The organism is Massilia norwichensis (assembly GCF_024753245.1).
Lineage (GTDB): Bacteria > Pseudomonadota > Gammaproteobacteria > Burkholderiales > Burkholderiaceae_D > Telluria > Telluria norwichensis.
Genome location: NZ_JANUGX010000026.1, coordinates 43,758 through 70,419, shown reverse-complemented (window position 1 = coordinate 70,419; position 26,662 = coordinate 43,758). Strand labels below are relative to the sequence as shown.

General features: G+C 64.8%; 34 protein-coding genes. 24 read left to right on the top strand and 10 right to left on the bottom strand.

Translation table 11 applies throughout. The features are described 5' to 3' along the window. Window positions 1–41: 41 nt before the first annotated feature. Window positions 42–1,253 (top strand): MFS transporter, encoded by a 1,212-nt coding sequence (locus tag NX782_RS19655; protein ID WP_258847178.1) that lies wholly within the window; start codon window positions 42–44, stop codon window positions 1,251–1,253. 69 nt (window positions 1,254–1,322) lie between these two features. On the opposite strand, the gene NX782_RS19650 is transcribed toward NX782_RS19655, so the two are convergent. Both NX782_RS19650 and NX782_RS19645 read right to left on the bottom strand, forming a co-directional pair. After that, window positions 1,323–3,026, bottom strand: a complete 1,704-nt coding sequence (locus NX782_RS19650) for an MFS transporter (protein ID WP_258847177.1) — start codon at window positions 3,024–3,026, stop codon at window positions 1,323–1,325. A gap of 160 nt (window positions 3,027–3,186) precedes the next feature. Continuing rightward, window positions 3,187–4,200 carry a tyrosine-type recombinase/integrase gene (locus NX782_RS19645; RefSeq protein WP_258847176.1) on the bottom strand — a complete coding sequence of 338 codons (1,014 nt, stop codon included), beginning with the start codon at window positions 4,198–4,200 and terminating at the stop codon, window positions 3,187–3,189. Between the two features lie 223 nt (window positions 4,201–4,423). On the opposite strand from NX782_RS19645, the gene NX782_RS19640 reads away from it, so the two are divergent. The 7 genes from NX782_RS19640 (at window position 4,424) to NX782_RS19610 (ending at window position 8,832) form a co-directional block, all read left to right on the top strand. Further along, window positions 4,424–4,741 (top strand): Dabb family protein, encoded by a 318-nt coding sequence (locus NX782_RS19640; RefSeq protein ID WP_258847175.1) that lies wholly within the window; start codon window positions 4,424–4,426, stop codon window positions 4,739–4,741. Further along, window positions 4,738–5,520 (top strand): SDR family oxidoreductase, encoded by a 783-nt coding sequence (locus tag NX782_RS19635; RefSeq protein ID WP_258847174.1) that lies wholly within the window; start codon window positions 4,738–4,740, stop codon window positions 5,518–5,520. The genes NX782_RS19640 and NX782_RS19635 overlap by 4 nt, the downstream gene beginning before the upstream one ends. A gap of 43 nt (window positions 5,521–5,563) precedes the next feature. Next, a complete protein-coding gene (locus tag NX782_RS19630; protein ID WP_258847173.1) occupies window positions 5,564–6,466 on the top strand; it encodes an SDR family oxidoreductase in 903 nt (300 codons plus the stop codon). 101 nt (window positions 6,467–6,567) lie between these two features. Beyond that, the gene (locus NX782_RS19625; RefSeq protein WP_258847172.1) at window positions 6,568–7,101 is read left to right on the top strand and encodes a hypothetical protein; all 534 of its coding nucleotides are present in this window, start codon (window positions 6,568–6,570) and stop codon (window positions 7,099–7,101) included. Between the two features lie 110 nt (window positions 7,102–7,211). Continuing rightward, complete coding sequence (locus NX782_RS19620; RefSeq protein ID WP_258847171.1) at window positions 7,212–7,808, top strand: TetR/AcrR family transcriptional regulator; 597 nt, start codon at window positions 7,212–7,214, stop codon at window positions 7,806–7,808. Between the two features lie 78 nt (window positions 7,809–7,886). Continuing rightward, window positions 7,887–8,600, top strand: a complete 714-nt coding sequence (locus NX782_RS19615) for an SDR family oxidoreductase (RefSeq protein ID WP_258847170.1) — start codon at window positions 7,887–7,889, stop codon at window positions 8,598–8,600. A gap of 34 nt (window positions 8,601–8,634) precedes the next feature. Next, window positions 8,635–8,832: a hypothetical protein gene (locus tag NX782_RS19610; RefSeq protein WP_258847169.1), complete on the top strand. Its 198-nt coding sequence runs from the start codon at window positions 8,635–8,637 to the stop codon at window positions 8,830–8,832. Between the two features lies 1 nt (window position 8,833). On the opposite strand, the gene NX782_RS19605 is transcribed toward NX782_RS19610, so the two are convergent. From NX782_RS19605 to ygfZ, 3 genes are read right to left on the bottom strand one after another with little or no spacing between them, the layout of a single operon-like run. Next, window positions 8,834–9,595, bottom strand: coding sequence for an NRDE family protein (locus NX782_RS19605; protein ID WP_258847168.1), 762 nt, complete (start codon window positions 9,593–9,595; stop codon window positions 8,834–8,836). After that, on the bottom strand, window positions 9,586–9,900 hold the full coding sequence (locus tag NX782_RS19600; RefSeq protein ID WP_258847167.1) for a DUF4936 family protein: 315 nt from the start codon (window positions 9,898–9,900) through the stop codon (window positions 9,586–9,588). The genes NX782_RS19605 and NX782_RS19600 overlap by 10 nt, the downstream gene beginning before the upstream one ends. Before the next feature lie 12 nt (window positions 9,901–9,912). Then, window positions 9,913–10,971 carry a CAF17-like 4Fe-4S cluster assembly/insertion protein YgfZ gene (ygfZ, locus tag NX782_RS19595; RefSeq protein WP_258847166.1) on the bottom strand — a complete coding sequence of 353 codons (1,059 nt, stop codon included), beginning with the start codon at window positions 10,969–10,971 and terminating at the stop codon, window positions 9,913–9,915. Window positions 10,972–11,068: 97 nt separating this feature from the next. On the opposite strand from ygfZ, the gene mltG reads away from it, so the two are divergent. Genes mltG through NX782_RS19565 form a run of 6 tightly spaced genes read left to right on the top strand, consistent with a single transcriptional unit; the run spans window position 11,069 to window position 15,188 of the window. After that, complete coding sequence (gene mltG, locus NX782_RS19590; protein ID WP_258847165.1) at window positions 11,069–12,082, top strand: endolytic transglycosylase MltG; 1,014 nt, start codon at window positions 11,069–11,071, stop codon at window positions 12,080–12,082. Then, window positions 12,079–12,705 carry a dTMP kinase gene (gene tmk / locus NX782_RS19585; protein ID WP_258847164.1) on the top strand — a complete coding sequence of 209 codons (627 nt, stop codon included), beginning with the start codon at window positions 12,079–12,081 and terminating at the stop codon, window positions 12,703–12,705. Before mltG ends, tmk begins: the two co-directional genes overlap by 4 nt. Next, window positions 12,702–13,745 (top strand): DNA polymerase III subunit delta', encoded by a 1,044-nt coding sequence (locus tag NX782_RS19580; protein WP_258847163.1) that lies wholly within the window; start codon window positions 12,702–12,704, stop codon window positions 13,743–13,745. Before tmk ends, NX782_RS19580 begins: the two co-directional genes overlap by 4 nt. Window positions 13,746–13,757: 12 nt before the next feature. Continuing rightward, window positions 13,758–14,144, top strand: a complete 387-nt coding sequence (locus NX782_RS19575) for a PilZ domain-containing protein (RefSeq protein WP_258847162.1) — start codon at window positions 13,758–13,760, stop codon at window positions 14,142–14,144. A 12-nt stretch (window positions 14,145–14,156) separates the two neighbouring features. Continuing rightward, complete coding sequence (locus NX782_RS19570) at window positions 14,157–14,678, top strand: GNAT family N-acetyltransferase (protein WP_258847161.1); 522 nt, start codon at window positions 14,157–14,159, stop codon at window positions 14,676–14,678. A 3-nt stretch (window positions 14,679–14,681) separates the two neighbouring features. Next, window positions 14,682–15,188 carry a hypothetical protein gene (locus NX782_RS19565; RefSeq protein WP_258847160.1) on the top strand — a complete coding sequence of 169 codons (507 nt, stop codon included), beginning with the start codon at window positions 14,682–14,684 and terminating at the stop codon, window positions 15,186–15,188. Here the strand turns inward: NX782_RS19565 and NX782_RS19560 are convergent. Next, window positions 15,185–15,391, bottom strand: coding sequence for a hypothetical protein (locus tag NX782_RS19560; RefSeq protein WP_258847159.1), 207 nt, complete (start codon window positions 15,389–15,391; stop codon window positions 15,185–15,187). The two genes, NX782_RS19565 and NX782_RS19560, sit on opposite strands and share 4 nt — an antisense overlap. A gap of 153 nt (window positions 15,392–15,544) precedes the next feature. Between NX782_RS19560 and NX782_RS19555 the strand changes: the two genes are divergently transcribed. From NX782_RS19555 to NX782_RS19545, 3 genes are read left to right on the top strand one after another with little or no spacing between them, the layout of a single operon-like run. After that, on the top strand, window positions 15,545–15,793 hold the full coding sequence (locus tag NX782_RS19555; RefSeq protein WP_258847158.1) for a hypothetical protein: 249 nt from the start codon (window positions 15,545–15,547) through the stop codon (window positions 15,791–15,793). Window positions 15,794–15,807: 14 nt separating this feature from the next. Then, the gene (locus NX782_RS19550; RefSeq protein WP_258847157.1) at window positions 15,808–16,590 is read left to right on the top strand and encodes a TatD family hydrolase; all 783 of its coding nucleotides are present in this window, start codon (window positions 15,808–15,810) and stop codon (window positions 16,588–16,590) included. 2 nt (window positions 16,591–16,592) lie between these two features. After that, the gene (locus NX782_RS19545; protein WP_258847156.1) at window positions 16,593–17,246 is read left to right on the top strand and encodes an ankyrin repeat domain-containing protein; all 654 of its coding nucleotides are present in this window, start codon (window positions 16,593–16,595) and stop codon (window positions 17,244–17,246) included. 21 nt (window positions 17,247–17,267) lie between these two features. On the opposite strand, the gene NX782_RS19540 is transcribed toward NX782_RS19545, so the two are convergent. Continuing rightward, a complete protein-coding gene (locus NX782_RS19540; RefSeq protein WP_258847155.1) occupies window positions 17,268–18,587 on the bottom strand; it encodes a GGDEF domain-containing protein in 1,320 nt (439 codons plus the stop codon). Window positions 18,588–18,794: 207 nt separating this feature from the next. Here NX782_RS19540 and NX782_RS19535 point away from each other — a divergent pair, with 207 nt between their 5' ends. From NX782_RS19535 to lpxO, 7 genes are all read left to right on the top strand, one after another. Beyond that, on the top strand, window positions 18,795–19,733 hold the full coding sequence (locus NX782_RS19535; RefSeq protein ID WP_258847154.1) for a class I SAM-dependent methyltransferase: 939 nt from the start codon (window positions 18,795–18,797) through the stop codon (window positions 19,731–19,733). A 337-nt stretch (window positions 19,734–20,070) separates the two neighbouring features. Then, window positions 20,071–20,781, top strand: coding sequence for a zinc metalloprotease (locus NX782_RS19530; RefSeq protein ID WP_258847153.1), 711 nt, complete (start codon window positions 20,071–20,073; stop codon window positions 20,779–20,781). Between the two features lie 17 nt (window positions 20,782–20,798). Continuing rightward, entirely contained in the window at window positions 20,799–21,704 is a 906-nt protein-coding gene (locus NX782_RS19525; protein ID WP_258847152.1) for a hypothetical protein, read from the top strand. Window positions 21,705–21,865: 161 nt separating this feature from the next. Next, the gene (locus NX782_RS19520; protein WP_258847151.1) at window positions 21,866–22,792 is read left to right on the top strand and encodes a helix-turn-helix transcriptional regulator; all 927 of its coding nucleotides are present in this window, start codon (window positions 21,866–21,868) and stop codon (window positions 22,790–22,792) included. A 143-nt stretch (window positions 22,793–22,935) separates the two neighbouring features. After that, complete coding sequence (locus NX782_RS19515) at window positions 22,936–23,136, top strand: hypothetical protein (protein ID WP_258847203.1); 201 nt, start codon at window positions 22,936–22,938, stop codon at window positions 23,134–23,136. A gap of 114 nt (window positions 23,137–23,250) precedes the next feature. After that, on the top strand, window positions 23,251–23,478 hold the full coding sequence (locus NX782_RS19510) for a DUF6139 family protein (protein WP_258847150.1): 228 nt from the start codon (window positions 23,251–23,253) through the stop codon (window positions 23,476–23,478). A 125-nt stretch (window positions 23,479–23,603) separates the two neighbouring features. Continuing rightward, window positions 23,604–24,500 (top strand): lipid A hydroxylase LpxO, encoded by an 897-nt coding sequence (gene lpxO, locus NX782_RS19505; protein WP_258847149.1) that lies wholly within the window; start codon window positions 23,604–23,606, stop codon window positions 24,498–24,500. 69 nt (window positions 24,501–24,569) lie between these two features. On the opposite strand, the gene NX782_RS19500 is transcribed toward lpxO, so the two are convergent. The 3 genes from NX782_RS19500 to NX782_RS19490 are packed head-to-tail and all read right to left on the bottom strand — an operon-like array spanning window position 24,570 to window position 26,607. Beyond that, window positions 24,570–25,904 carry an acetate kinase gene (locus NX782_RS19500; protein WP_308633040.1) on the bottom strand — a complete coding sequence of 445 codons (1,335 nt, stop codon included), beginning with the start codon at window positions 25,902–25,904 and terminating at the stop codon, window positions 24,570–24,572. Window positions 25,905–25,963: 59 nt separating this feature from the next. After that, on the bottom strand, window positions 25,964–26,179 hold the full coding sequence (locus NX782_RS19495; protein WP_370661813.1) for a hypothetical protein: 216 nt from the start codon (window positions 26,177–26,179) through the stop codon (window positions 25,964–25,966). Then, window positions 26,176–26,607: a hypothetical protein gene (locus NX782_RS19490; RefSeq protein ID WP_258847147.1), complete on the bottom strand. Its 432-nt coding sequence runs from the start codon at window positions 26,605–26,607 to the stop codon at window positions 26,176–26,178. The genes NX782_RS19495 and NX782_RS19490 overlap by 4 nt, the downstream gene beginning before the upstream one ends. Window positions 26,608–26,662: the final 55 nt, after the last annotated feature.

Genomic DNA, 26,662 nt, shown 5'->3' with positions numbered 1-26,662 from the left:
CTCGTGTTAGGCTCGATGTCTCCATCGACTCCGAGCCCGACGTGAAAAACGCTCTCCTGATCGCGACCGCCTGCCTGCTCGGCCTGCTGTCGACGACCGGCGCTTCGCTGCCTTATCCGATCCTGCCGCCGCTGTTCGCGAACGCGGACAGCGCGGGCGCGGCGGCCGGCCTGACCCACTTCCTCGGGCTGCCGCCCAAGCTCCTGTTCGCCGTGGCGCTGATGGTCAATCCGGTCGGACTCCTCATCGGTACCTCGGTCCTGGGTTCGCTGTCGGACCGCTTCGGCCGCCGTCCGCTGCTGCTGTGGACCGCGGCCGGCGCCGCCATCGGTCATGTGTTGACGGCGTGGGCGATGGCGCGCGGCTCCTATCTGCTGTTCCTGGCAGCGCGCTTCGTCACCGGCCTGCTGGAAGGCCAGGGCGCCATCGTGCGCGCGATGCTGGCCGACCGCCTGGAAGGGCCGATGCGCAACCATGCGATGTCCTGGCTGAACGGCTGCTTCACGTTGGGCTGGCTGTTCGGGCCGCTGCTGGCCGGACTGACCATCGGTTTCGGCATCACCGTACCCTTCTATATTGCCGCCGCCGCACTGCTGCTGGGGACGGTGCTGGTGGCGATCACGCTGCGGCGCGAGGCGCCGACCCACGGCCCGGGATGGTGGACGGTGGCGCGCGAGCGGCATGCCTTCAACCTGCTGCGCCATGAGGGCTTGCGCACCCTGTTCGTGGTGCAGCTTGCCTATACCTGCGGCGTGACCGCCTTCTACGAGTTCTATCCGCTGTGGCTGGTCGAGGTCGGCCGCTACGACACGCGCGCGATCTCGCTGGTGAATGTCGGCATGTGCGGGCTGATGAGCTTTACGGCTCTTTTTGCCGGGCGGCAAAATCGTGACGATCCGCTGCGCCGCGCCGCTTTCCTGGCGCTGGCGGTGGCGCTGACCATCGCCTCGCTGGGCACGGGCCAGCTGTGGATCGGGCTGGTCGGGATCATGCTGTTCGGCCTGCCGCATGCCTGCTACAACGCGGTGATCCAGGTGTGGGCGGCCGACCGCTTCGGCGGCCATGGCCAGGGCGCGGTGATGGGCCTGCTGTCGACGACTTTCTGTCTGGCGAACATCCTGATGGCAGCGGCCGGCGCGGTGCTGACGCTGTTCGATACGCGGCTGGTGCTGGTGGTGGGGGCGCTGCTGACGGCCTGGGCGGCGTTCAGGATGCGCAGCTGGAGCCGGGCGCCGCAATTGGCGGGGCAATGACAACGTGGGCACGGGGTGCCCACCCTACCGATCGTAGGGTGGGCTCTCCGGGCCCACGGCGCAGCCAAGCTAGTCGGCTGCGTAGATGTTGTTATTCTTGGTCTCGCGCAGGAACAGGACACCGATCACCAGCGTGAACACCGCGAACACGATCGGATACCACAACCCATAATAGATGTCGCCATTCGCCGCCACCAGCGCGAACGAGATGGTCGGCAGCAGGCCGCCGAACCAGCCGTTACCGATGTGGTAGGGCAGGGACATCGAGGTGTAGCGGATGCGGGTCGGGAACATCTCGACCAGCATGGCCGCGATCGGGCCGTAGACCATGGTCACGTACAGCACCAGCACGAACAGCAGCGCCACCACCATCGGCTTGTTGATTGCCGCCGTGTCGGCCTTGGCCGGGTAGCCGGCATCCTTGACGCCGGCGCCGAGGTCTTTCTTCAGCGCCGCTTCGCGGGCCTTGCTGGCCTTGTCGAAGTCGCGGCCGTCGGCCGTCATGGTGGCGTTAAACGAGGGGTAGACCTTGTCGCCGATGTGGACGCTGGCGATGGTGCCTGCCGGCGCCGGCTGGATCGTGTAGTTGACCGAGGCCGCCGTCAGCTGGGCGGTGGCGATGTCGCAGGACGAGGGGAATTTCTCGGTGCCGGTCAGCTTGACCTGGAAGTGGCAGGAAGCCGGATCGGCCACCACCACCACCGGCGAGTTCGCCAGTGCGTTGGCCAGCGCCGGGTTGCCGTAGGTGGTCAGGCCCTTGAATATCGGGAAGTAGGTCAGCGCGGCGATCAGGCAGCCGGCCAGGATGATCGGCTTGCGGCCGATGCGGTCCGACAGCGTACCGAACACGATGAAGAAGGGCGTCGCCAGGGCCAGCGCGATCGCCAGCATGATGTTGGCGACGGCAAGGTCGATCTTCAGGGTCTGGGTGAGGAAGAACAGCGCATAGAACTGGCCGGTGTACCAGACCACGGCCTGGCCGATCACGATGCCCAGCGCCAGCAGCGCGTACTTGGCGTTGTTCCATTTCAGGAAGGCTTCGGACAGCGGTGCTTTCGAGGTCTTGCCTTCCGCCTTCATCTTGGCGAAGGCCGGCGATTCGTTCATCGACAGGCGGATCCACACCGAGATGCCCAGCAGCAGGACGGACACCAGGAAGGGAATGCGCCAGCCCCAGGCGGCGAAGGCCTCGGGGTCCATCGCGGTACGCGCGCCCAGGATCACCAGCAGCGACAGGAACAGGCCCAGCGTGGCGGTGGTCTGGATCCAGGCGGTGTAGGCGCCGCGGCGGCCTTCCGGCGCATGCTCGGCCACATAGGTGGCGGCACCGCCGTATTCGCCGCCCAGGGCCAGGCCTTGCAGGATGCGCAGCGTGACCAGGATGATCGGCGCGGCGATACCGATCGAAGCATAGCCGGGCAGCAGGCCGACCACGAAGGTCGAGCCACCCATGATCAGGATGGTGACCAGGAAGGTGTACTTCCTGCCGATCATGTCGCCCAGGCGACCGAATACCAGCGCGCCGAAGGGACGCACGATGAAGCCGGCGGCGAAGGCCAGCAGGGCGAAGATGAATGCGGTGGTGGGGTCGCCGACGCCGGCGAAGAACTGGGTCGCGATGACCGAAGCGAGAGAACCGTAGAGGTAGAAGTCGTACCATTCAAAGACGGTGCCGAGGGAAGAAGCGAAGATGACCTTACGTTCTTCCTTCGTCATTGCGCCCGCGGAAGGTGTTGCCTTGCCGCCGGCTGCCATGCCGGGTGTGATAGCCATTGTAGTCTCCGTTGTGAGTTGTAATGTCAATGGATAGCCGATATTTACGCCAGGTACGGCAGCGACTCTGCGCCGCCAAGCTTACGCGATGCTTGCTCCAAACTTACACGAAACTTACGGAAAAGCCGTCCTGGCACGGACTCATGCGCAGGGGGTGAGCTCAGGCGTCCTTGGCTGTTGGACCGGCTTCCGGCGCGGAGGTTTCCTCATTTACTTTGGCGTACTTATAGGCCTCGGCGGAACGCTCCAGCGCCAGGCCCAGCACCGTCGTCAGCTCGCTTTGCGGCGTTCCCTGGCGCAGTTGCTGCGAGGCGAAGGTATTGCGCAGGGTGCGCCCGCCGGCACGCGACACGGCCAGGCCGGCGCGTCCGAAGGTCGCCTTGACCTGGCGGTAGACGGTGGCCTTGTGCAGGGGTTCGCCCTCCAGGTTGGCCGGGAACACCAGCGCGCCGGGAATATTGAGTTCTGCGCGTTCGCTCAGCCATGCCGTCAGCTCGGCCACGCCTTCCTTCGGCAGCGTGGTCGTGTGCTCGTAACTTGTGCGGTGTTTCTGCTCCGGGGTGATGTTCAGGACCAGGGCGCCCTCGATGTCGGGTTGGCGCCCGACCTCGTCGACCAGCAGCCCGATCGCTTCGGCGACGCGCAGGCCGGCCAGCGCCATCGTTACCTGCATCGCGCGGTCGCGGCGGCGCTTCCAGCCGGACGCCTTGTTGTCGTCGTCCGCGCGTTGGCCGGGCAGGGCGGCCATGAAGCGCTGCAGTTCGTCGGCGTTCAGCGCGGTCATCGGCGCATCGCGGGCGATCTGGGCGCGGTCGATGCCGACGATGGCATCGCGTGCCGGATTCGGCGCCCGCTCGAGGTAGTCGTAGCAGCGTTCCAGCAGACGCAGGTAGCGGTAGGCGATCTTGCTGTTCAGGTCGCGTTGACCATCGTGCGCCAGCGCGACGAAGCGCTGCAGGTCGCGCCCCGTGACCGTCGACATCTTCAGTCGCTCTTCCAGCATCCAGGCAGCGAATTTGCCGAACATGAAGCGGTAGATGGCGGCGGATTCCGGCGACAGCGGCTTGGGGGCCAGGTCGCGCTGCCGGCTCGAGGTCAGGGCGAAGTCGGGGCCGGCGATGAAGTCGGCGAAGCATTTGAGGGGATTGCTGTCCCAGGCGGCGAGTTTGCTCATGCCACATTCTGCAACTAACCGAGCGCCAATGCAAATGGCTGCGGTGCGCTGGCACGTCGGTCACGGCACGAATGATATGCAACTAACCGACAGATGCCCGAAACCCGACAAAACCCAGCCACCAGCCCCATGGACCCGGCCAAACCAACACACTCGCCATCCCGCCACCAAAACGTTATGCTCATTGTTATCTGTTCGTTTATCGGTGAAGGAAAAGAGAACCATGCTCAAGCACATCGTCATGTGGAAACTGAAGGAACACGCGGAAGGCGCGGACCGCGCCGCCAATGCCCGCGAGATGAAACGCCGCCTCGACGAGTGCGCGCACATCGTGCCGGGCATTCTCAAGTTCGAGGTCACGCTGGCCCAGCCGGGGCTCGAAGCCACCTATGACGTGGTGCTGTACTCGGAATTCGAGAACAAGGCCGCGCTCGAAGCCTACGCCAAGCATCCGACCCACCAGGCGCTGGTGCCTTTCATCGGCGCGATCCGCGAAGCGCGCCAGTGCATGGATTACGAAGTGCCGGCGGGGCAGCAATGAGGACGGTCGCGGAGCTGTTTTCGCTGGCCGGCCAGACCGCCGTCGTCACCGGCGGTTCGCGCGGACTGGGCCTGCAGATGGCCGAAGCGCTGGGCGAGCAGGGCGCGCGCGTGGTGCTGGCCTCGCGCAAGCAAGGCGAGCTCGACGAAGCCTGCGCCCATCTGGCGGCACGCGGCATCGACGCGACCGGCATCGCGGCCGACCTGTCGACGGAGAGCGGTGTGCAGGCCTTCGCCGATGCCGCGCTCGCGCAGCTGGGCCAGGTCGACATCCTGGTGAACAATGCCGGCGCCACCTGGGGCGCGCCGGCCGAAGACTTCCCGCTCGAAGCCTGGGACAAGGTGATGAACCTGAACGTGCGCAGCATCTTCCTGCTGAGCCAGGTGCTGGGCAAGCGTTCGATGATTCCGCGCGGCCGCGGCCGCATCGTCAATATCGCCTCGATCGCCGGCCTCGCCGGCAACCCGCCAGGCACGATGCAGACCATCGCCTACAACACCTCGAAGGCGGCGCTGATCAATTTCACGCGCACCCTGGCCGGCGAATGGGGCCGCTACGGCATCACGGTGAATGCGATCGCGCCGGGTTTCTTCCCCTCGAAGATGACGAAGGGCATACTGGCGGCTGTCGGTGCCGACACGCTGGCGCAGCAGGCGCCGCTAGGGCGTCTCGGCGACGAAGACGACCTGAAGGGCGCGGTCCTGCTGTTCGCGTCCGACGCGGGCAAACACATCACGGGACAGGTGCTGGCGGTGGACGGCGGCGTTTCCGCGGTATAAAGCGGCATCCTGGCGTCCCGACGTACGGCATGGGGGAGGAAACATGAAGCAGTTCGAAGGACGGGTCGCCGTCATCACCGGCGCCGCCAGCGGGCTGGGCCGCGCCTTCGCCGACACGGCGGCCGGCCTGGGCATGAAGCTGGTGCTGGCCGACGTCGATGCCAAGGCGCTGGAACACGCGACCGAGGCGTTGCAAGCGCAAGGCGCGGAAGTGCTGGCGATGGTGGTCGATGTCAGCAAGCGCGAGCACATCGAGGAACTGGCGGATGCGGCGATGATCCGCTTCCACGGCGTGCATCTGGTGTTCAATAACGCCGGCGTCGCCGCGGGCGGCCTGATCTGGGAAAACAGCGAGGCCGACTGGGAATGGGTGCTGGGGGTGAACCTGTGGGGCGTGGTCCATGGCGTGCGCGTGTTCACGCCCATCATGCTGGAATGCGCGCGTCGCGATCCCCATTACGAAGGCCACATCGTCAACACGGCTTCGATGGCGGGGCTGCTGAATCCTCCGGCAATGGGCGTCTACAACGTCAGCAAGCACGCGGTGGTGTCGCTGAGCGAAACCCTGTACCACGACCTGCGTCTGGTCGAGGCGCCGATCGACGCCTCGGTCCTGTGCCCGTATTTCGTACCGACCGGCATTGTCGGCTCCGACGCGCACCGTCCGCAGGAGCTGGAGAACGACGCGCCGCCGACGCCCAGCCAGCAGGCAGCGCAGATGCTTGTGAGCAAAGCCGTTGAAGCGGGCAAGCTCAGCGCCGCGGACGTCGCGCGCATCACCTTCGACGCCGTGCGCGAGGGCCGCTTTTACATCTATTCGCATCCGCAATTGCTGGGCAGCGTGGCCGAGCGGATGGAGGCGATCGTGCACGGCAAGGCACCGGCCGATGCGTACGCGGCGATGCCTCAGCTGACGCAGGCGCTGAAGGCAGGGGCGAAAGGCTAGCCAGACTGCCGCAACTCCTACACGCATTCAGCTTGCCTTCCTATTTGTGAATTTCCCGAAATCGTTAGCATCGAGCTATCGAAATCGCAAGGGAGATCATCATGGCCGATAACATGGACAAAAAGGACAAGACCCGGCACGGCAAACAGGACGTGCTCGACCAGGGCGGCGTCGGTTTCACCAACGATGACGCAGCCGGCACCTCGCTGCAGGGGCAATCGGCAGGCGAAGCCAACCGACAGAGTGCGGATCCCGGCCAGAGCGCCGGCGCATCGAACGGCAAGGCCTGGCGCGAAGACGTGCCGGACCAGAGCGGCGTCGGCTTCACGGCCGAGGACGGCGGCAGCGCACAGGGCGGCGGCCAGAACAAGCAGAACAGCCAGAGCGGCGGCCAGGGCTCGCAATCGGGTTCCGGCCAATACACGGGCGGGGCCGGCGCCAGCGAAAGCCGCCAGAGCGGCTTCGTGCACAGCTCGCCCGAAGCGAATGTGTTCCCGGCCGGTTCGCGCCAGGGCGACAACAGCGACCGCAGCACCGGCGGCCACTCCGCAGCCGGCACCCCGGACGAGGGCAGGCTGGGCGGTTCGAACGGCGCTTCCGCGGCGGGCACGACCGGCAACGATCCGGACCGCTAAGCCACCCGCAGGCAGGGCTGGTGCCGGGCGTTTGCGCGCCCGGTTTGCCAGGCTTGACCTGCTTTCGTTTGTGGCTTAATATGATCGTTATCATATTTAAGGCAAGCGCCATGTCCGCTCCCCGTACCGCCCGCCACCAGCAGTCGCACGAACGCATCCTGGATGCCGCCGCCCGCGCCGTGCGCCGGTCCGGCATCGCCGGGGTCGGGGTTGCCGATGTCATGAAGGAAGCCGGCCTGACGCACGGCGGCTTTTATGCCCATTTCGCGTCACGCGATGCGCTGCTGGCCGATGCGCTGGAACACGCCGCCGACCAGAGCAACGCCCGGGTGCGCGAACGCATGCGTACGCGTCTGGATGCCGGCGAAAGCCCGCTGCGTGCGCTGGTCAGCGAGTATTTGTCGGAGACGCATATGGACGCGCTCGAACTGGGCTGTCCGGTCGCGGCGGTCAGTTCCGACATGCAGCGCACCGGCGAAGGCTTGCGCGAGGTCGCGAAGAGCCGCGTGCGCGGGCTGGCCAGGCTGGTCGAGGACACGCTCCCGCCTGACGCAGCGTCCGGCAGCGCCTGGGCCATCGCCGCGAGCCTGGTCGGTGCCATCCAGATGGCCCGGGTGCTCGGCGCGGATAGCGGCGGCAGGGAAGTCTTGCAGGCATGCCGCGAGGCCTTGCTTGCGCAGTACGAACGCCCAGGGCTGCAAACCTGAGGCGCAGGATGCCGCGCCCACGGGCACGGCATTTTTTTGGACCGCAATATGACGGTCATCATATATAAAGGGATTGCCATGAAACTCGACAACGCCATCGTCCTCGTTACCGGGGCCAACCGCGGTCTCGGCCAGGAATTCGCGCGCCAGGCCCTGGCCCATGGTGCGCGCAAGGTCTACGCCGCCGCGCGCGACCCGGGCAAGATCGCGCTGCCCGGCGTCGTGCCGGTGCGGCTGGATGTCAACGACCAGGCCCAGGCGGCCGAGGCAGCCGCAGCCTGTGCCGACGTCACGCTGGTGATCAACAATGCCGGTATCGCCAGCGATGGCAGCCTGCTCGACCAGGACAGCATCGCCGCCATGCAGCGCATGATGGAGACCAATGTGTACGGCATGCTGCGCGTCAGCCAGGCCTTCGCGCCCAGGCTGGCGGCGAATGGCGGCGGCGCTTTCCTGAACGTGTTGTCGGTGGCAAGCTGGATCAGCACGCCTGGCCTGGCCGCGTATGCCGCGACCAAGTCGGCGGCCTGGAGCGTGAACAACGGCCTGCGCATCGCACTGAAGGAACAGGGCACGCAGGTGCTGGGCCTGCACGTGGGCTTCGTCGATACCGACCTGACGCGTGGGATCGATTTGCCGAAGCTGGCCCCGGCCGAGGTGGTGGCGCGGGCCTACGCTGCGCTCGAAGCAGGCAAGAGCGAAGTGCTGATCGACGAGCTGTCGCAGAACGTCAAGCGCAGCCTGTCGCAGGACCCGGGTGTCTACCTGGACCTGGTGCAGCGCCCGGCTTGAACGATTCGTGCGCAGCGTGTGCTAGCATCGTCCGATGGAAAGACGCACCGACTACAAGCAAGCCCTCCTGATCGAGGCCGTGATCCACGAACTCGATACCATCGGCCGCGCCGGCGCGGCACGCCGTCTCGCCGAGATCGGCGTGCCGCTGGCGGTGGCGATACGGGTGCTGACCCGCCCGGTGGAGCGGCGTCAGCAGTTCGACTCGCCCTTCATGAAGCGGGAAGCCTGAATCAGCGCCCGGCGGCCACCCCTTCGGGGCGCAGGATGCGCTCGCACAGCTCCGGCTCGGCGTCCTGGTACAGCCTGAGCACGGTGGAGGTGCGGGTGCCGTAACCGGACAGCTCGATGCAGACCGGCGACAGTTCGCGCTCGACTTCGATCGGCATGCCGGTATCCGGCAGGCGCAGGTCAGGCGCGCGCGTGGTATCGGCCAGCATCTCGAAATAGGCGTCTTCCGGTGCGCCCTGCAGCAGCAGGCTGGCAAAGCTGGCCTTGGTGCGCACCACCTTCGGCCACGGCGCATCCAGCAAACCATTCGACACGCCGTAGATGCCGGGCTCGAGCGGCTTGCCGTTGCGCGGGTCGCCGCCGGCCCGGTTCGAGAACCAGTACAGGCCTTCACGGTCGCCCAGGATCAGGTTGAAGCCGTTGTAGTCGGCGGCGCGCCCGACGATGCGGTCCAGGTAAGCCGGCGCATCCAGCTCGCCCTTGAGGAAGTCGGCGACCAGCGCGCCGCGGGTCGGCGCATCGCCGCGGCGTTCGTTGGGCGCACGGATGTTCGTCAGCGCCGCGAACTTCGGACCGTTCGGACCGGTTCGGGTCACGCCCATCCAGCTGCCGCCGCCCTGCAGATCGCGGCCGGCGATGATGTCCGGGTTTTCCGGCCAGGGCCCGGCCGGTGTGGCGGGGCGGTCGTAGAATTCGTCGCGGTTGGCACAGGCAATCACGGGCACGCCGGGAATGACGCGCCAGGCAAAGACGATCAGGCACATGGGGTCTGCTCCGGGCTCGGGTCTGGCATCAGGTCGACGAATACTTCGGCGCGGCGCGGGCCCTGGACCAGCGCATCGAGGCCGGCCGCCGCGACAGCCCCCTCCAACAAGCCGGCAAAGGCCTTGGGCACGCCCGGGTAGACTTCCATCCAGGTCTGCAGGCCGTCCCTGGTCTCCGGACGGCACTTCAGCTGCACGGACACGCGCTGGCTCGCCGCCAGTGCCGCCTGCATGGCGCGCACGCGCGGCGCCAGCGCGGCGGCGTCCAGCGTGCGCACCTTGTAATAGACGTACAGGTCGATCATGTGCGTTTCAAATCACGCCGCGGGCGTGTCGATGGCGTACGGCAGCGGCAGGAAGGCCAGCTGCGTGCCGCCGGCCGAGCCGTGGCGCACCTCGTGCTCGAGTGCGGCCAGCTTGATTTCGACCAGCGCATCGGCACCGCCCTGGCCATTCGGCGCGGCGTTGACGATCATGCCGGACGGCTGGTCGGGATCGTCGCTGGAGAAGACTTCGTCGCCGGCGCGGGCGGCCGCATTGGGCAGCGTCGCCAGTGTCATGCGCCGTTTCAGCTTGCCCAGGTACTGGCTGCGGGCGACGATCTCCTGGCCCGGATAGCAGCCCTTCTTGAAATTCACGCCGCCGATCAGCTCGAAGTTGACCATCTGCGGCACGAACTGTTCCTGGGTCGGCTGGGTCACCTGGGGCACGCCGGCGTGGATCTCGGCCAGGTGCCAGGCCGCGTTGCCGCCCAGGGCGAGGGTCTCGCGCAGCTGCGCCAGGGCCGTGGTGGCGGTTTCCGCCGACGTGATCCACAGATAGCGCGGAGCGCCCAGCGCATCGGCCAGGCGGATCACGGTGCCGAACGCGCCGTCGAGCTTGGCGTAGGGGGCGGCGGGCAGGGTGCCAACCTGGCGCGCCAGCGCCTCGCCGGCTTTCGCACCGGCCAGGCCGAGCACGGCTGCCGTTGGCGCTTCGTCGGTGGCGTCGCGCAGCTTGGCTTTGGCGCGCAGCACGAACATGGTCAGGCGCTTCTGCAGCGGCGGCTGGATGGCGCGCGGCAGCTGCAGGAAGATGTCCTGGCCGGTGCGCCACATCAGGAAGGTGGCCTGCAGGCGGCCTTTCGGCGTGCAGTAGCCGGCCAGGCGCGCCTCACTGGTGCCGAGGTGTTCGACGTCGTTGGTCAGCTGATTGTGCAGGAAACTGGCGGCGTCATCGCCGGCCACGGCGATCAGGCCAAGGTCGGTGAGCGGGGCCACCATGCCCTCGGCGAGGTCGGCGGCGGACAAGGTCTTGCCGAAGTCTTCGATCTGCGTGGCTTCGTCTTGATGGAAGCGGGCGCCCAGCGTGGCGAGGTGTTCGATCCAGTTATTCATAAAATACGAATTATTTCCCGTTTAGGCTTTATCATTACGGCCTCATTATAGAGTTGTCGTCAAAATCGCGCCGGGACCGGCGTAAAAACCAGCACACATGGCACTTATAAAAAAACTCATCGTTACCGGCGTGATCGTGTCAGTCGCGGCCGTTGGAGGCTTCCAGTGGTGGTCGGGTCAACCGATCACCGGCAAGGACAGCCCCGTCATTCCCTTCGCCATTGCCCAGGGCAGCGGCGTGGCCGGCGCGGCCCAGCAGATGGCCACCGCCGGCATTCCCGTCAACGGCTTCCTGTTCGGCGTCCTGGCCCGTGTGACCGGCAAGGCCGGCCAGATCAAGGCCGGCAGCTATGAACTCAAACCCGAGACCACCCCGCGCCGCCTGCTCACCCAACTGGTGCGCGGCGAGTTCGCGCAGGAATCGCTGACCATCATCGAAGGCTGGACCTTCCGCCAGATGCGCCAGGCGGTCGACGCCGCGCCGAACCTGAAGCACGAGACGGCCAAGCTGTCGGACAAGGAACTGCTGGCCAAGGTCGTGCCGGAGGGCGCCGCCAAATACGCGACGCCGGAAGGGCTGTTCTTCCCCGATACTTACCTGTTCGCGAAAAACTCCAGCGACCTGCAGATCTACAAGCAGGCGCACGAGATGATGATGAAGCGCCTGAAGGCGGCCTGGGAAAAGCGCGAGCCCAACCTGCCTTACACCGAGCCTTACCAGGCGCTGATCATGGCTTCGCTGGTCGAGAAAGAGACCGGCCAGAAGAGCGAACGCGCGATGATCGCCGGCGTGTTCGTCAACCGACTGAAGACCGGCATGCTGCTGCAGACCGACCCCACCGTCATCTACGGCATGGGCGACAAGTACGACGGCAAGATCCGCAAAAAGGATCTCGAGACCGACACCCCGTACAACACCTACACGCGCGCCGGCCTGCCGCCGACCCCGATCGCGCTGCCGGGCGTGCAATCGCTGGCCGCGGCCCTGAGCCCGGCCCAGACCGACGCCCTGTATTTCGTCTCGCGCGGCGACGGCACCAGCCACTTCTCGGTCAACCTGAACGAGCATAATAAGGCGGTCAACCAGTACCAGCGCGGAGGCTCGAAATGAGCGCGCCGATGCCGACCCGCGGCCGTTTCATCACCTTCGAAGGCATCGACGGCGCCGGCAAGTCGACCCATATCGGTTTCGTGACCGGCCTGCTGCAGGACGCCGGCAAGAACGTGGTCTCGACCCGCGAGCCGGGCGGCACGCCGCTGGGCGAAAAGCTGCGCACGCTGCTGCTGCACGAGAAGATGGACGTCGGCACCGAGGCTTTGCTGGCCTTCGCCAGCCGCCGCGAACACCTGGCCCAGGTCATCGGCCCGGCGCTGGGACGCGGCGACTGGGTGCTGTCGGACCGCTTCACCGACGCCAGCTTCGCCTACCAGGGCGGCGGCCGCGGCCTGCCGCTGCCCAAGCTCGAAGCGCTCGAGCAATGGGTGCACCCGGGCCTGCAGCCGGACCTGACCCTGCTGTTCGACGTGCCGCTCGAAGTGGCGCGCGAACGCCTGGACGCCACCCGCACCCTGGACAAGTTCGAATCCGAAGAGGCGGCCTTCTTCGAGCGCTGCCGTAACGAGTACCTGCGCCGCGCGCAGGAGAGCGGCGGGCGCATCGTGGTGGTCGATTCGACCCGCTCGATCGAGGAAGTGCGCGCGCAATTGAAAGCAGCACTGGAGAAATTCTTGTGACAAGCAGTACCGCCATCTACCCATGGCAGGAGCAGGCCTGGACGCAGCTGCAGCAAATGCGCGCGCGCCTGCCCCATGCAATTCTGTTCTACGGCCCGGCCGGCATCGGCAAGGCCGATTTCATCCAGGCCTTCGCCCAGGCCCTGCTGTGCGAAAACGTCCAGCCCGACGGCCATGCCTGCGGCGTGTGCGCTTCCTGCGGCTGGTTCGTCCAGGGCAACCATCCGGATTACCGCCGCGTGCGCCCGGAGGCGATGGAAGACGAAGCGCCCGCCGCCGAGGGGGAAGAAGCCGGCGACGGCGACAAGAAAGCCAAGTCGACCAAGACCGCCTCGAAGGACATCAAGATCGAGCAGGTGCGCGCGCTGTCCGACTTCATGAACATCTCGACCCACCGCCAGGGTTTGCGGGTGGTCGTGCTGTACCCGGCCGAGGCGCTCAATATGCCGTCCTCGAACGCGCTGCTGAAAACGCTGGAAGAACCGCCGCCGGGGACCGTGTTCCTGTTGGCATCGAACGGCCTGGACCGCCTGCTGCCGACCATCCTCTCGCGCTGCCGCAAGTTCGCGCTGCCGATGCCGGGCCACGCCGAGGCGCTGGCCTGGCTGGAAAGCCAGGGCGTGCAGGATGCGGATGGCTGGCTGCGCGAGCAGGGCGGGGCGCCGCTGGCCGCGCTGGTGCAGGCGGAAACGGGCAGCCGCGAGGAACTCGATTCCCTGCTGCAAATCCTGGCCCAGCCCAGCGTCGACGCAGCGTTGCGCGCGGCAGACAAATTGAGCAAAGCGCCGCTCGCATCCCTTGTCGCATGGCAGCAGCGCTGGTTGTATGACGTTTTTTCGTACAAGCTGTCCGGCACGATCCGCTATTATCCGCGGTATCGCCAGCAGCTTGCGAACCTGGCCGGACGCGTTCACACGGCCAAGCTGATGCAGGCGATCAAGTCGACCAACGAGCGGCGCGCGGTGGCGGACCACCCGCTGTCGCCGAAACTGTTTGTCGAAGACATGTTGCTTGATTACACTGCCTGCTGCGCTGCCTGAGAAAGGATTCCGATGAACGGCTTGCCCACCGACCCGAACGCCCCGCTGACGCCCCAGGCGCCGCGGCCGTCCGTGCTCTCGCTGGCCATCAAGGAAAAGGCGGCGCTGTACGCGGCCTACATGCCCTTCCTGAAGAACGGCGGCATGTTCGTCCCGACCACCAAGCCGTACAAGATCGGCGACGAGATCTACCTGATCCTGTCGCTGATGGACGATCCGAACAAATACCCGATCGCCGGCAAGGTCGCCTGGATCACCCCGGCCGGCGCCAATAACAACAAGGCGCAGGGCATCGGCGTCCATTTCCCGGCCGACGAAACCGGCCAGCGCGCCAAGCTGCGCATCGAAGAAATCCTGGGTGCGGCGTTGCGGTCCTCGCGCGCCACCCATACGCTTTAAATCAGATCATTCATGCCGTCCTACACCCATCGCATCGCCCGTATCGAAGACCTGCCCGTCATCGTCGACATCTACAACGCCACCATCGCCTCGCGCGAAGTCACCGCGGATACCGAACCGATCACGGTCCAGTCGCGCGAACAATGGTTTGCCGACCATACCCCGGAACGCCGGCCGCTGTGGGTGATCCACGACGCCGCCGATACCTCGGAGAACCCGGCCGTCATCGGCTGGTGCTCGTACTCGAATTTCTACGGCCGCCCGGCGTACTCGGGCACGGCCGAAGTCTCGATCTATATCGCCGAAGCATGGCGCGGCAAGGGCATCGGCCGCTATTGCCTGGAGCAGGCGATGGCCTTCGCGCCGAATATCAAGGTGCACACGCTGCTGGGCTTCATCTTCGGCCACAACGTGCCCAGCCTGGCCCTGTTCCGCAAGTACGGCTTCGAGACCTGGGCGAATTTCCCGCGCGTGGCGAACCTGGATGGGGTCGAGCGGGATCTGATCATCCTCGGCAAGCGCGTGGTCGACTGAGCCATGGCGATGGCCGAACTGACGCCCGTTGCCCCGGTCCATTCGCCCTTGCGCTTGCTATTTCCGATCCAGTCTTCCGGTCAGGCATTGTCGGTGGCGGTCCTGTTCATCGTCTTCGGCTTTGGCATGCTGTTGCTGCTTCACCTTACCGGCGGCCATGCGTCTGCCTGGATCCTGCTGCCCGGCCTGGCCGGCATGCTGCCGTCCATGTACCTCGCGCTGCCTGGCGCGTTCGAAATCCGCAGCCGTGGTCAGGCGCGCCAGCTCCTGGGCGATGTCGAGGAGATCGCCGCCTTCCTCGGTTACCGCGTGCGGATCGAAGAGCTGCCGAGGCTGGCCTGGCGATACCGCCTGAACCATCCGGCCTGGATGCGCTGGCGCGAGAACGAAATCACGATGCGCGTACTGGGTGAGCAGCGCATCGCCATCCGGGGCCCCAAAGGCGCACTGCGGATGCTGCGCAAGCATCTTGCGCAGCGGGTCGGTAGCGACCCGGCGGCAAGAGCTTAGTCGCCCGGCCCTTCGCCGGGCATGGTGTCCGCCATCAGGCGGAGCTCTTCCGGCGTCAGTTCTTCAGGCTTCTTGCTGGCCAGCGCGTCGAAGTCCGGATGCGCGTCCGGCTGCGCCTGCTGCTGGGACTGCGAGGACGCTTCGGCCTGCTGGAGGCCGGCTTTTGCCTGCTCCTGGTCTTTGTTCTGCTGTTCGTTGCTCATAAAAATTCTCCTGGCTGAAAGGTGTTTGCGACCGAGTTTGTCATAGCGGCGCATCGAGCGGCGTCCCGTTCGCGCAGCGCCAGCATTGGCCCGGCTGGGCCTGTACCTGCGCCTGCCGTAAAATACGGCTTTGAACCAGCATAAAGCACCAACATGGAATCCAAGGATCAGCGTTACCTCGTCCAACAAAACAAACTCGCCGACGGCGGCACGGCCGCCCCGGTATTTGCCAAAGTCATGCGCAGCAAGGAAGGCAAATTCGAAGGCGTCTCCTTCATCCGCAACAAGGAAAAAGCGACGGTCATGAGCCTGGCCGAGGCCGAGGAAGCCATCCGGTGGGCGACCAGCAAGAAGCCGAACGCGAAGGAATACGCGACCAAAATCATCTGCCTTGGACAGTAACGTACAATAAGCGGATGTACATCGATTCACACTGCCATATCAATTTCCCGGAGCTGGCCGCCCGCATGCCCGAGATTCTCGCCAAGATGGCCGAGAACAAGGTCGACAAGGCGCTGTGCGTGTCCGTCAACCTGCCGGAATTCCCCAGCGTGCTCGCCCTGGCCGAGCAATATCCGCATATCTACGCCTCGGTCGGCGTGCACCCCGACTACGAGGACACGCCCGAACCGAGCGTCGAAGAACTGGTGCGCCTGGCCGATCATCCGAAGATCGTCGCCATCGGCGAGACCGGGCTCGACTATTACCGCCTCGAGGGCGACCTCGAATGGCAGCGCGAGCGCTTCCGCACCCACATCCGGGCCTCGCGCGAGACCCGCAAGCCGCTGATCATCCACACCCGTTCGGCCAGCGCCGACACGATCCGCATCCTGCAGGAAGAGGGCGCGGCGGTGGACAAGGGCGGCGTCGCCGGCGTCATGCACTGCTTTACCGAGACGCTGGAGGTGGCGCAGGCCGCGATCGAGATGGGTTTTTACATCTCTTTTTCCGGCATCGTGACCTTCAAGAGCGCGAAAGACTTGCAGGCGGTGGCCAAAGCCCTGCCGCTGGAGCGCATCTTGATCGAAACCGATTCGCCCTACCTCGCGCCGGTGCCCTACCGTGGGAAAATGAACGAACCGGGTTACGTCGCCCATGTGGCCGAATACATCGCCACGCTGAAGGACGTGTCGCTGCGCGAAGTGGCGGAGCGAACCACCGATAACTTCCACCAGCTGTTCAAAGTACCGAGGGGGTAAGCATGATGCAGCGTCGCGGTTTTCTTCGCCTGACCGGCCGATCGATACTTGCGGCAATGCTGCTGTCGGCCTTCCCCGGCGCGGCAGTCTTGGCTGCCACGCCGCAGCAAATTTCCGATTTTTTCCGCGCCGTGCAGATGGACGATGCCGCCACCGTCAAATCGCTGCTGGCGGCGGGCGTGAACCCGAATCAGCAGAATCCGGTCGGCGGCGAGCCCGCCCTGGTGCTGGCGGCGCGCGAGGGTTCGATGCGGGTGCTGCGGGTATTGCTCGACCATCCCCGCATCCAGATCGACGCCCCGGCCATCAACGGCAACACGGCTTTGATGATGGCTGCTTTCAAACGCAACCGTGCCGCCGCCGAGGCGCTGGTGGCGCGCGGCGCCGCGGTCAACCGACCCGGCTGGACTCCGCTGCACTATGCGGCCGCCAGCGGCGACGAAGACATCGCGCGCCTCCTGATCAAGCGCGGCGCGAAAATCGACGCGCTGTCGCCGCCGGCCAGCGGCAGTTACACGCCCTTGATGATGGCGGCGCGCGAAGGCCACCCCGACATGGTCGCTTTCCTCACCGAGCAGGGTGCGAACCCGAAACTGGCCAACAGCGAAGGTTTGACTGCCGCCCAGATCGCGGACAAGGCCAGGGCGAAGCGCTGAGGACCGCGCGGCAGCGCGGATTCAGCCCGCCGCCGCGACGGTGTTCGCGCGCTCGGCGGTTTCCTCTGCATGCGCCGATTTTCGCTCGCGCTTTCGGTGGTACATATTCATGTCGGCATGCTTGAGCAGCGCTTCGATCTGCGTACCGTGTTCGGGGAACAATGCGCTGCCTATACTGGTACGGATGTGCAGTTCGGCGCCATCCAGCAGCAGCGGCGCAGCCATTTCCGCCAACAGCTGGTGCGTGATGCGCTCGGCGTCGTGGGGCGTGCCCAGGTCTTCCAGAATCAGCACGAATTCATCGCCGCCAAGGCGCGCCACCGTGTCGGTACGGCGCGCGCAACGGGCCAGGCGCGCCGCCACTTCACGCAGCACCAGGTCACCCGCAGCATGTCCATGACGGTCGTTGACCTGCTTGAAATCGTCGACGTCGACGTAGAGCAAGCCCATCCGCGCGCCGCTGCGCTGGGCTCGCGACAAGGCGGTATTGATGCGGTCGAAAAACAGATAGCGGTTGGGCAGCCCGGTGAGCTCGTCATGGCAGGCATGGCGCAGGAGTTCGTCCTGCAGCCGTTTGCGTTCGAGCGCCATCCCGATTTGTCCTGCCGTGAACTGCAGTAGCTCGCGGTCGAGCGTCGGGTAGGGCCTGCCGCTGCGCGTCCGCAACAGCAGGCCGCCGACGATGCCGGCCTGGCCGCGCAACTCGATCGCCATGCAGCCGTCGGGTAGCAGCGTATCGGCCCAGCGTACCGCACGGCTGCCGGTGGGCCACAGTCCTTCCGCTGCCGACCGGTAGATGGCATGGCTGCCGCCGAGGGCATCCTCGATGACGACCGCCATGCCGGCGACCCCGACCAGTTCATCGAGCACTGCGTGAATGCGGCCGCACAAGCTGGGCAGGTCGGGCGCCTGGTGCGCCGCTTCCGATATGGCATACAGGGTGGCCTGCCGCCGTTCCGCCTGCTTGCGGGTGGTGATATCGCGCGCCACGCCGATACGCAGGTCCAGCGCATCGATGCGGCGCGCCGACCACATGATATCCACCAGGCTGCCGTCCTGGCGCCGGTAACGGTTTTCGAAGCCGATCCGCTCGATGCCGGCCTGCACCCGGGCGGCCTCTTCGCGCGTGCGCGTGCGATCCTCCTCGGCAACGAAGTCGAAGAGGTACCGGCCCTTGAGCTGTTCGGGCTCGTAGCCGAGCAGTTGCCGGCAACCGGTACTGACGTCCACCACGATCCCGGCAGCGTTGATCAGGAAGATGACGTCGAGAAGAAGGTCGGCGATGTTTGACGAAAGTGAGGCAATGGTGGGATGCATGATCGTTGGGCCGACGCTTTTCAAGGGATGGCTCCATGGTACGCAATTCCTCGGCGCTATGTAAATATGTAAATTGCCGATTGGAATTATTTTTCTCAGGCACCAATTCGGTAAATTGGACCGGAAAGAGGCGTCACCTCGGCGCATCAAGCAAAGTGTTTCTTGCAGATAATTCCTCCATCACCAAACATGGCGCCGGCAAGCACCGCGGGGCTGACAACGAGGAACAATATGCTGAACGAACGCGAAATCGAGAGCTGCTATCTGGGGCAGTTCATCCCGGTCCATTATCACCACAACATGCTGATGGACCAGAATCGCATGCACAGCTTCAAGTCGGCCATTTTCCACGCGGTCAAGCCGGGCATGAAAGTGCTGGAACTGGGCGGCGGCACCGGCGTGCTGTCCTTCTTCGCAGCCCAGGCCGCGGACAAGGTCTACTGCGTCGAGTTCAACCCGGACATGGTGCGTGAAGCGCGCAAGTTCCTGGCCATGAACCAGAACGGCCACAAGGTCGAGGTGGTCCACGCCGACGCCTTCGAATACCTGCCGCCGGAGCCGGTCGACGTCGTGATCTGCGAGATGATCCATGTCGGCATGCTGCGCGAAAAGCAGGTCGAGATGATGGAATCCTTCAAGCGCCGCTACCTGGCGCGCTTCGGCGGCCCGCTGCCGGTGTTCCTGCCGGAAGCCGTCATCATGGCGGCCCAGCCGCTGCAGCAGGAATACGATTTCGAAGGCTTCCACGCCCCGATCGTGCAGTTCCAGCCGACCAACGTCATCTATCCAGGCACCCTCGAGCTGGCCCAGCCGGGCGTGTACAGCATCATGGACTTCAGCCAGCCGACCGACATGAACGTCGCCTGGGAAGGCCGCTTCCTGATCGAAAAGGCCGGCCGCCTGAACGCGCTGCGCTTCATCACCAAGAACGTGCTGTCCATCGTCGAGGAAGTCGGCGCGACGATCGACTGGCTGAACCATTACATGATGCTGCCGCTGGCGCGTCCGCTGGACGTCAGGGCCGGCGACGTGGTCCAGGTCAGCTTTGCTTACCGCTGCGGCGGCTCGATTCCATCGCTGGAAGCGTCGATCCGTGCCGAGGTCGTGGCGCGCTTCGAAGAGCAGGTGGCGCAAGAGGGCGTGTGCGAACAGGCTGCAGCATTCGCCTGAGCGACGATCCGCACCTGAAATATGTTGGGCGCACGGCGGTTCCGGGCCGGCGCCTCCTCCTTATCCTCTCCCGATGCAAAGACGGCCGCGCCCGCGGTCCCCGTCTTCGCGTGACTGCCGCGAACCGCCGGCGCTTGTCACACGCTCCTAGTCACTAACCCCATTTCACGCGAGCGCGTGAATGGCGCATTCGCGTACGCATTGACGCTGCAGTGCTGCACACCGCGTCTTTAGCACATCCGTTCCATGGAATTGCATCCGCACTCGTCGCATAATTTCTGCGCGATACGAGGCGAATTTCTTTTCATAAAACATTTCAAATAATATGTCTACACTCATGCAATCGATTGGCGTATTGGGTATGGCGGTGCTTTTATCCGCTTGCGGCGGTGGCCAATCAGACGCCGGAAACGCCGGTACCAATCAAGCGGTGACCGATGCCCAAATAGTCGCGAGTATCCAGTCGAGCAATATCGATTTCGTTCCGGGCGCGAACGGGCGGCTGCCTGGTACATGGCGCTGGGCAGGCGCGCCGGCGCGCCATGTGACAGTCCATATTCCGCCGCCATCTGCCGCCAGCGCGACCGAACAGGATTATGCGAACAAGGTCGCCACCAGCGTGTCCCAGCTCAATGCCAAGCTGAGCGGCTTGCTGGTACTCGATATCAGCAATAGCGTTCCGGCCAGCGGCAATTACATCCACGTCAGTTACGGCACGTCCTTTGTGCCGCCTGGATCGACGGACTATCTGGCTTATTGCGCCAATGTTTCGACGGCGCCTAACCAGGGCAGCATGATCATGCCGGGGGTGGATAACGGCATTACATCGAGCCCGGTATTCATCAATCTCGGAAATGGTCATTGCGACGTTACGCAAGCCATCGTGACGCATGAATTCGGCCATGCGCTCGGCCTTGCCAACCATTTCCCCGGCTTTGGCGTGGGCATTGACGTGCCAGCCTTGTTCTGGGACGTGCTGACCACGCTCTATGCAAATCCCCAATCGACCACGGCCGCGAATCTCGTCGTGAAACACGCCCCCAACTGAAACGCCCCAGGAAAAACATGACATCCAAGCAGACTTACATGGCGCTCGCCGTGGCCGCCGCACTCACGTTATCGGCCTGCGGCAAGAAGGATGCCGAACCGGTCGCAGCAGCCGAGCCGGCTGCTGCGACGGCGGAACCGACCCAGCATTTTAAGCAGACCGAACGGTTTGGCACCGTCAGCAACATCGCCCTGACATCTCTCTTTGCGGTGCCGCCGAAATACGCCGCTTGTATCCGGCAGGAGGTCACCGAAGCCAACAAGGCGGAATACCGCAAATTGCCCGAGGCGGCTTTCCAACAATACGTGACAAACTGGATGCGCCATGCCACATCCAGCGAGAAGCCCGATTGGGTGACCCTGGCAGGCATCGGGCATCCCGAGGTATCGCAGGCGAGCAATGAATTCACGAAGCAGGCCGCCGCCGAGCGCTTGAAGGCGAGCATTGCAGCGGACCAGAAAAACGACCGTGCTCTTTTCAGCGTGCTCGGCAGTGATGTAGCGATCAGCGGGCCCGACGTGACGAATGGCGAGTATTACATCGTCATCCAGAAACGCAGCTCGTCCTGGGTGGTGAACTATGTCACCGACAAGAAATACCGCTACGCGCTGAGTTACCGGACAGTATTCGATACGCTCGGGCTGACAGGGGATAACCACGGCTATATGCAATTCACCGTCAGGGTGCCCCTCGAGAAAGCGAAGGAAATCGAATCGATGCGCGAAGGGCAGACGCCGATCATGCGTGTCTATGGCCGGATCAAGGGTTTCAACAGCGACCGATCACCTTTGCTCGACCGGGACGGCGTCGAAGCGGGTCTCGACGTGGATGTCGAAGCGCTCGAATTCGGGGTCAAGAAGGACGGCAAGTTCGAAACGCTGTTCTTTTTGGACACCGACCAGCTGCGCAAATCGAAAGCTTGATAGCCCGTTAATCGAAAGATGCAGGAAGCATGTCAATAGAACATGAACGTGGAGTTATAATTGTTTAATTACAACTTTTCGACAGCGATGCTTCCTGATCCATATTGCATTGATACTCACGGCCCAATGCAGAAAAGCGCCTTGCGGCGAGGCCGGCCGGCATGAGCGAGCGCTCGTTATTCGCGCTGTATACCGCCGCGCAGGACCTGGCGCCGGTCGAATTTGCCGAAGTCGCGTTTGGCGTCGTCCGCAAAGTACTGCCGGTCCATTCCGGGATGTTCGGCCACGGCACGTTCGAGGCCGCAGGCCGGGCACGCATCCTGAGCCTGCACCGTCACGACGTCCCGCTGGAGCGCGTGCGGGACCGCGAAAACCTGCCCGACGGCGATCCGGCCATTCTCAACAGCCTGTCGAACGGTGGTCGAACCGTCCACACCTGCTCGCGGGACTATGCGCATGATCCATCCTTCGAGCGGTATATCCGGCGCTACGATTCGTGGAACGTTTTCACGCTGACGCCGGGCGTGCCGTTCGGGACGCTGACGGATGCCGTCACGCTGTGGGCGGGGGCGCTGAAGCGCAGCGTCGATCCGGCCAGGCTGGCGCGGCGCGGCGATGAAGTCTTGCCGCATCTGCTGCTCGCGAACAGCATCAATCGCCGACTGCACACGGGCGACCCCGGTCCGGCCTGCGCGGTTGCGGCGACCGATGGCGTCCTGCTCAGCGCCAGTCCCGCCGCCTATCAGCTACTGGACGCCGCCTGGCCGAACTGGCGCCCGCCGCATGTGCCGGAAGCACTGATGGATGCCTTGAAGGCACGCGGTCGCTTCAGTGCCGGCAGCCTGAGCGCGACAGCGACGTTGTCAGGCAATTTCATGTTCGTGCGCCTGCAAAGACGTGCTGCACCCACCCTTAGCGCAGCCGAATGGCGGGTCGCCACCATGGCCGTCGCGGGTGCGACGTACAAGGAAATTGCCATCGAATTCAGTGTGTCGCCCTCGACGGTGCGCAATCAACTGCATGCGGTGTATGTGAAGCTCGGACTGCGCAACAAGACGGAACTGGCGCAGGTGTTGGCAGACGCTTGAAGCCGGCACAGTCCGTGCCATTCACCATCGGATTTTCTCCGTTTATCCGCACCGGCGGCATTCCATCGCATCCCGCTTGCCTGGCCGGACGCTTGTCATTACAGTCACGGCATCGAAGATCCTCTTACCTGAAGGAGCGCATGATGCTCGGATTCCTCGCCTGGTTGGTCTTGCTGTTCCTGTGCTGGCCGCTGGCCCTGCTGGCGCTGATCCTGTATCCGGTGGTCTGGCTGATCCTGCTGCCGTTCCGGCTGCTCGGCATTGGCGTGGAGGCCGTGTTTGCGCTGCTGCGCGCCATCGTCATGCTGCCGGCGCGGGTGCTGGGCGCCTCGCCGGGACGTTGAGTTTCCTGTCCTTAAGCCAGTGTGCGTCGGTTAACAGACTGTGCTCCGTCCTTCGCCTATCGTGGGCATACTGATGGCTTGAATCCCTCAGCCATGCTTAGAAAGGATACGACTATGCGTCTGGATATTTACCGCAGAGCCGAACAGGACGGAAAGTTCTCGTACCTGGCGGTGCCCGAAACCAAGAACATTCCCGAGGAAGCCACGAATACCGACTGGGAAGTCGAAGCCCGCGCTGTCGAGGTGGACGACGACGCCCAGCAGATCGACGATTACGACATCCAGAACCTGAGCGGCCAGCTGGCCGAGAAGGGTTATGCCGTCACGTCGACGATGCACTGACATAATAGCGACAATTCGCAGCTCGACGCCGGCTGCTCCGCCGAATAGGTGGAGGGTCGGCGAACGCCCGTGCCTCGCCTATGGTATCCTTGCGCTCCGTTTAGTCAGGTGCATGTGGAGGCGTAATGAAGTGGGCAGTCGTAGGTTTTCTCATCCTTTCGGTCCTGCATATCCATTTCCGCGGTAAGGTCCGTCTCCCGTTCGGCCGCCAGCTGTTCGACCACTCGTCGTTCATGGCGCCGATCAATATCTTCATGCATCTGTTCTCCCGGGTGCCGAGTACGCCTTACATCCCGGTCCGCGAGTTCCCCGAACTCAAGGTCCTGGAAGAGAACTGGGAGGTGATCCGCGAGGAAGCGCTGAACCTGGTCGCGCTGCAGAAAATCAAGGCCTCCGAGCAGAACAACGACGCCGGCTTCAACTCCTTCTTCAAGACCGGCTGGAAGCGCTTCTACCTGAAGTGGTACGATGCCAGCCACCCGTCGGCCGAGCGCCTGTGCCCGAAGACCTATGCGCTGCTGCAGGGCATCCCCTCGGTCAAGGCGGCGATGTTCGCCGAGCTGCCGCATGGCGCCAGGCTGAACCCGCACCGCGACCCCTTCGCCGGCTCGATGCGCTACCACCTGGGCCTGGCCACGCCGAACGACGACCGCTGCTTCATCGAAGTCGACGGCCAGCGCTACAGCTGGCGCGACGGGCAGGGTGTGATCTTCGACGAGACCTTCATCCACTGGGCCGAGAACACCAGCGGCCGGGATCGCGTGATCCTGTTCTGCGACGTCGAGCGTCCGCTGCGCTTCGGCATGGGCGGCATCAACCGCTGGCTGGGCCGCACCATGATGACGGCCGCCGCTTCGCCGAACGAAAGCGGCGACCAGACCGGCCTGGTGAGCAAGCTGTTCCGCATCTCTTTCGTGATGGGCCAGTACCGCCGCCGCTATAAAGCCTGGAACAAGACCGCCTACAAGGCCACCAAGGTCGGTCTGGTGATCGCCCTGGCTGCGCTGGTCTACTACATTTAAAAGAACGCGTCACATAAAAACGGCGCGCCAGCCCGCGAGGGCGGCGCGCCGTTTTCATTGGCGCTTGCGTCAGAACGAGAACGGCATCCGGACCATCAGCGTGACGTCCGGCGTATCGCGGGTCAGGCCGGCGCCGACGGACACGTTCAGCGTGCGCTTGTCGCTCAGGCGGTAGGAGTAGCCCAGCAGCAGGGTGCCCAGCTGCATGCGCACCGAACCCGGCACCACCTGGCCGCCTTGCTTGGTGCGGCCCACCGAGTTGTGGTCGTAGCCGATGCTGAACGAGGCCTTCTCGTTCAGCGCCAGGCCCATACCGAAGTTAAAGCCGAACACGTCGCCCGGCTTCACTTCGCCCAGGTATTCCTTCTCGCCGTTCAGCACCGTGCGGTAGATATTGCCGCGCTTGAAGTTGTGGGTGTAGCTGAAGCTGCCGAAGAAGATCGCCGGGTCGGACGGCAACAGCCAGGTCACGCTCGGCTGCATCGAGTAGAAGCCGGAGCCGGTCGGCAGGTCCAGCGGCAGGCCGGTGCCGGTGACGTTCTCGCCCACGCAGCGGGTCTGGCAGTCGGTCACGACCTGGAACGGGTCGCGGCCGGTGCGAGACTTGAAGCGCAGGCCGGCAATGTAATAGGGCTTGTCGATGCCGCCGTCGTTCAGCTGGTAGCGCCAGCCGAGTTCGACGTCGCCGACGCCGCTGCCGCTGGTGTTGAAGGCGCGTTCGGTGGCGGTGCCGGTGAACAGCTCGCGGCTGACAGTGGCGTCGCTGCGGTAGACATAGGGGATCTTGGCTTCCAGTTCCAGGCGGTTGTCGAAGCCGTAGCGGAAGGTGGCGGCACCGGTGGTGGTGTTGCGCTTGACTTCGCGCACGTCCAGCAGGCCGATCAGCAGGGCTGGAATCACCGTGTAGCCGATCAGGGCGACGCGGTTGCTCGACGAATAGCCGTACTGCAGCGAGGGCTCGAACACCAGTTTGCCGCGCGGCGTCAGCACGCCCGGGCTTTCGAAGATCGGCGCCACCTGCGGCGCGCGGCTCTCCGCGCTGGGCGGACGGCCGACCGTGTTGCCGCTATTGATCGGTTGCGGCGACGGCGGCGGGGCGCTGCCATTGTTCATCTGCTGACCGGCATCGGCGATCGGGGCACCGCCGAGGCCGCGCATCAGATCCAGCGACGCGCCGGAGGCGGGCGCCGGCGCGCTTGCCGAGGCCTGGCCGCTCACCGGCACGGCGATCGGCGAGGCCAGCGGTACGGTCGCCGTGGCGGGTTGCTGCGGGTTGCCGGTGCCGCGCATGTTGTCGAGTTGCGAGGGGCCAGCGACCCCGTTGGCGCGCAGCTGACGCTCGAGGGCGTCGACACGTGCGCGTTGTTCTTCCAGCTGTTGTCGCATGATCTTCAGCTGTTCCATTAGATCGGGCGACTGCGCGCCGGCGGGAAAGGCCGCCAGGACAAGGCTCACGCCAATCGCTAGTGGTGAGTCAGCAGGGTGGCCAGCGCGGCCGAGCCGCAGCTGAAGTCATACTGCTGACGGGTCGTGGAAACGAATTTCAGTTCCTTGAGGCTGTGGACGGGAACGTTAAAACGGGCGCCACCCACGATCGGCAGGTCGGCTGCCTTCGCGCAGGTGGCGCCCATCGATGCGCACAGCAGCGCATTCAGCATCAGCGGGGCGCTAAGCTTCATTTGAATTGCACGTTGATGATGGTGGCACTCTGGATCAGCACGTTCGCTCCGCTGTTCTGGATGACCACCGGGATCCCGGACATGTTCGAGAAAGCACCGTTGTCGATCATGTTGGCACCGGTACTGACGTTGGTGGCGCTGTTACCGGTCACGACACCGTCCAGCTTCATGTCGTTCTTGGTCTCGGCGCCGCCGCGCGACTGCTCGAGCTTGTCGAGGTCGGCCGCCGGGCCGAAATCGAGGCTGAGGCCGGCATTGGCGGGTGCCGCGGCGTCCAGCTTCGCATCCTGCCTGGCTGGTGCCTGGGCTGCCCCTTCCTGGCCGGCCTGAACTTCGGCCGGTCCGGCAAAGGCCGGCGCCGACAGCAGCGCGAGCACAGCGATGCTGCACAAGCGCCTGGCGACTCCCTGGTTGAATGATTGCTGCATTCTTTACCCCCGTTTGCTCTTCTACTTCAGGTCCGCGAAAACCGCGCCCGAAGGC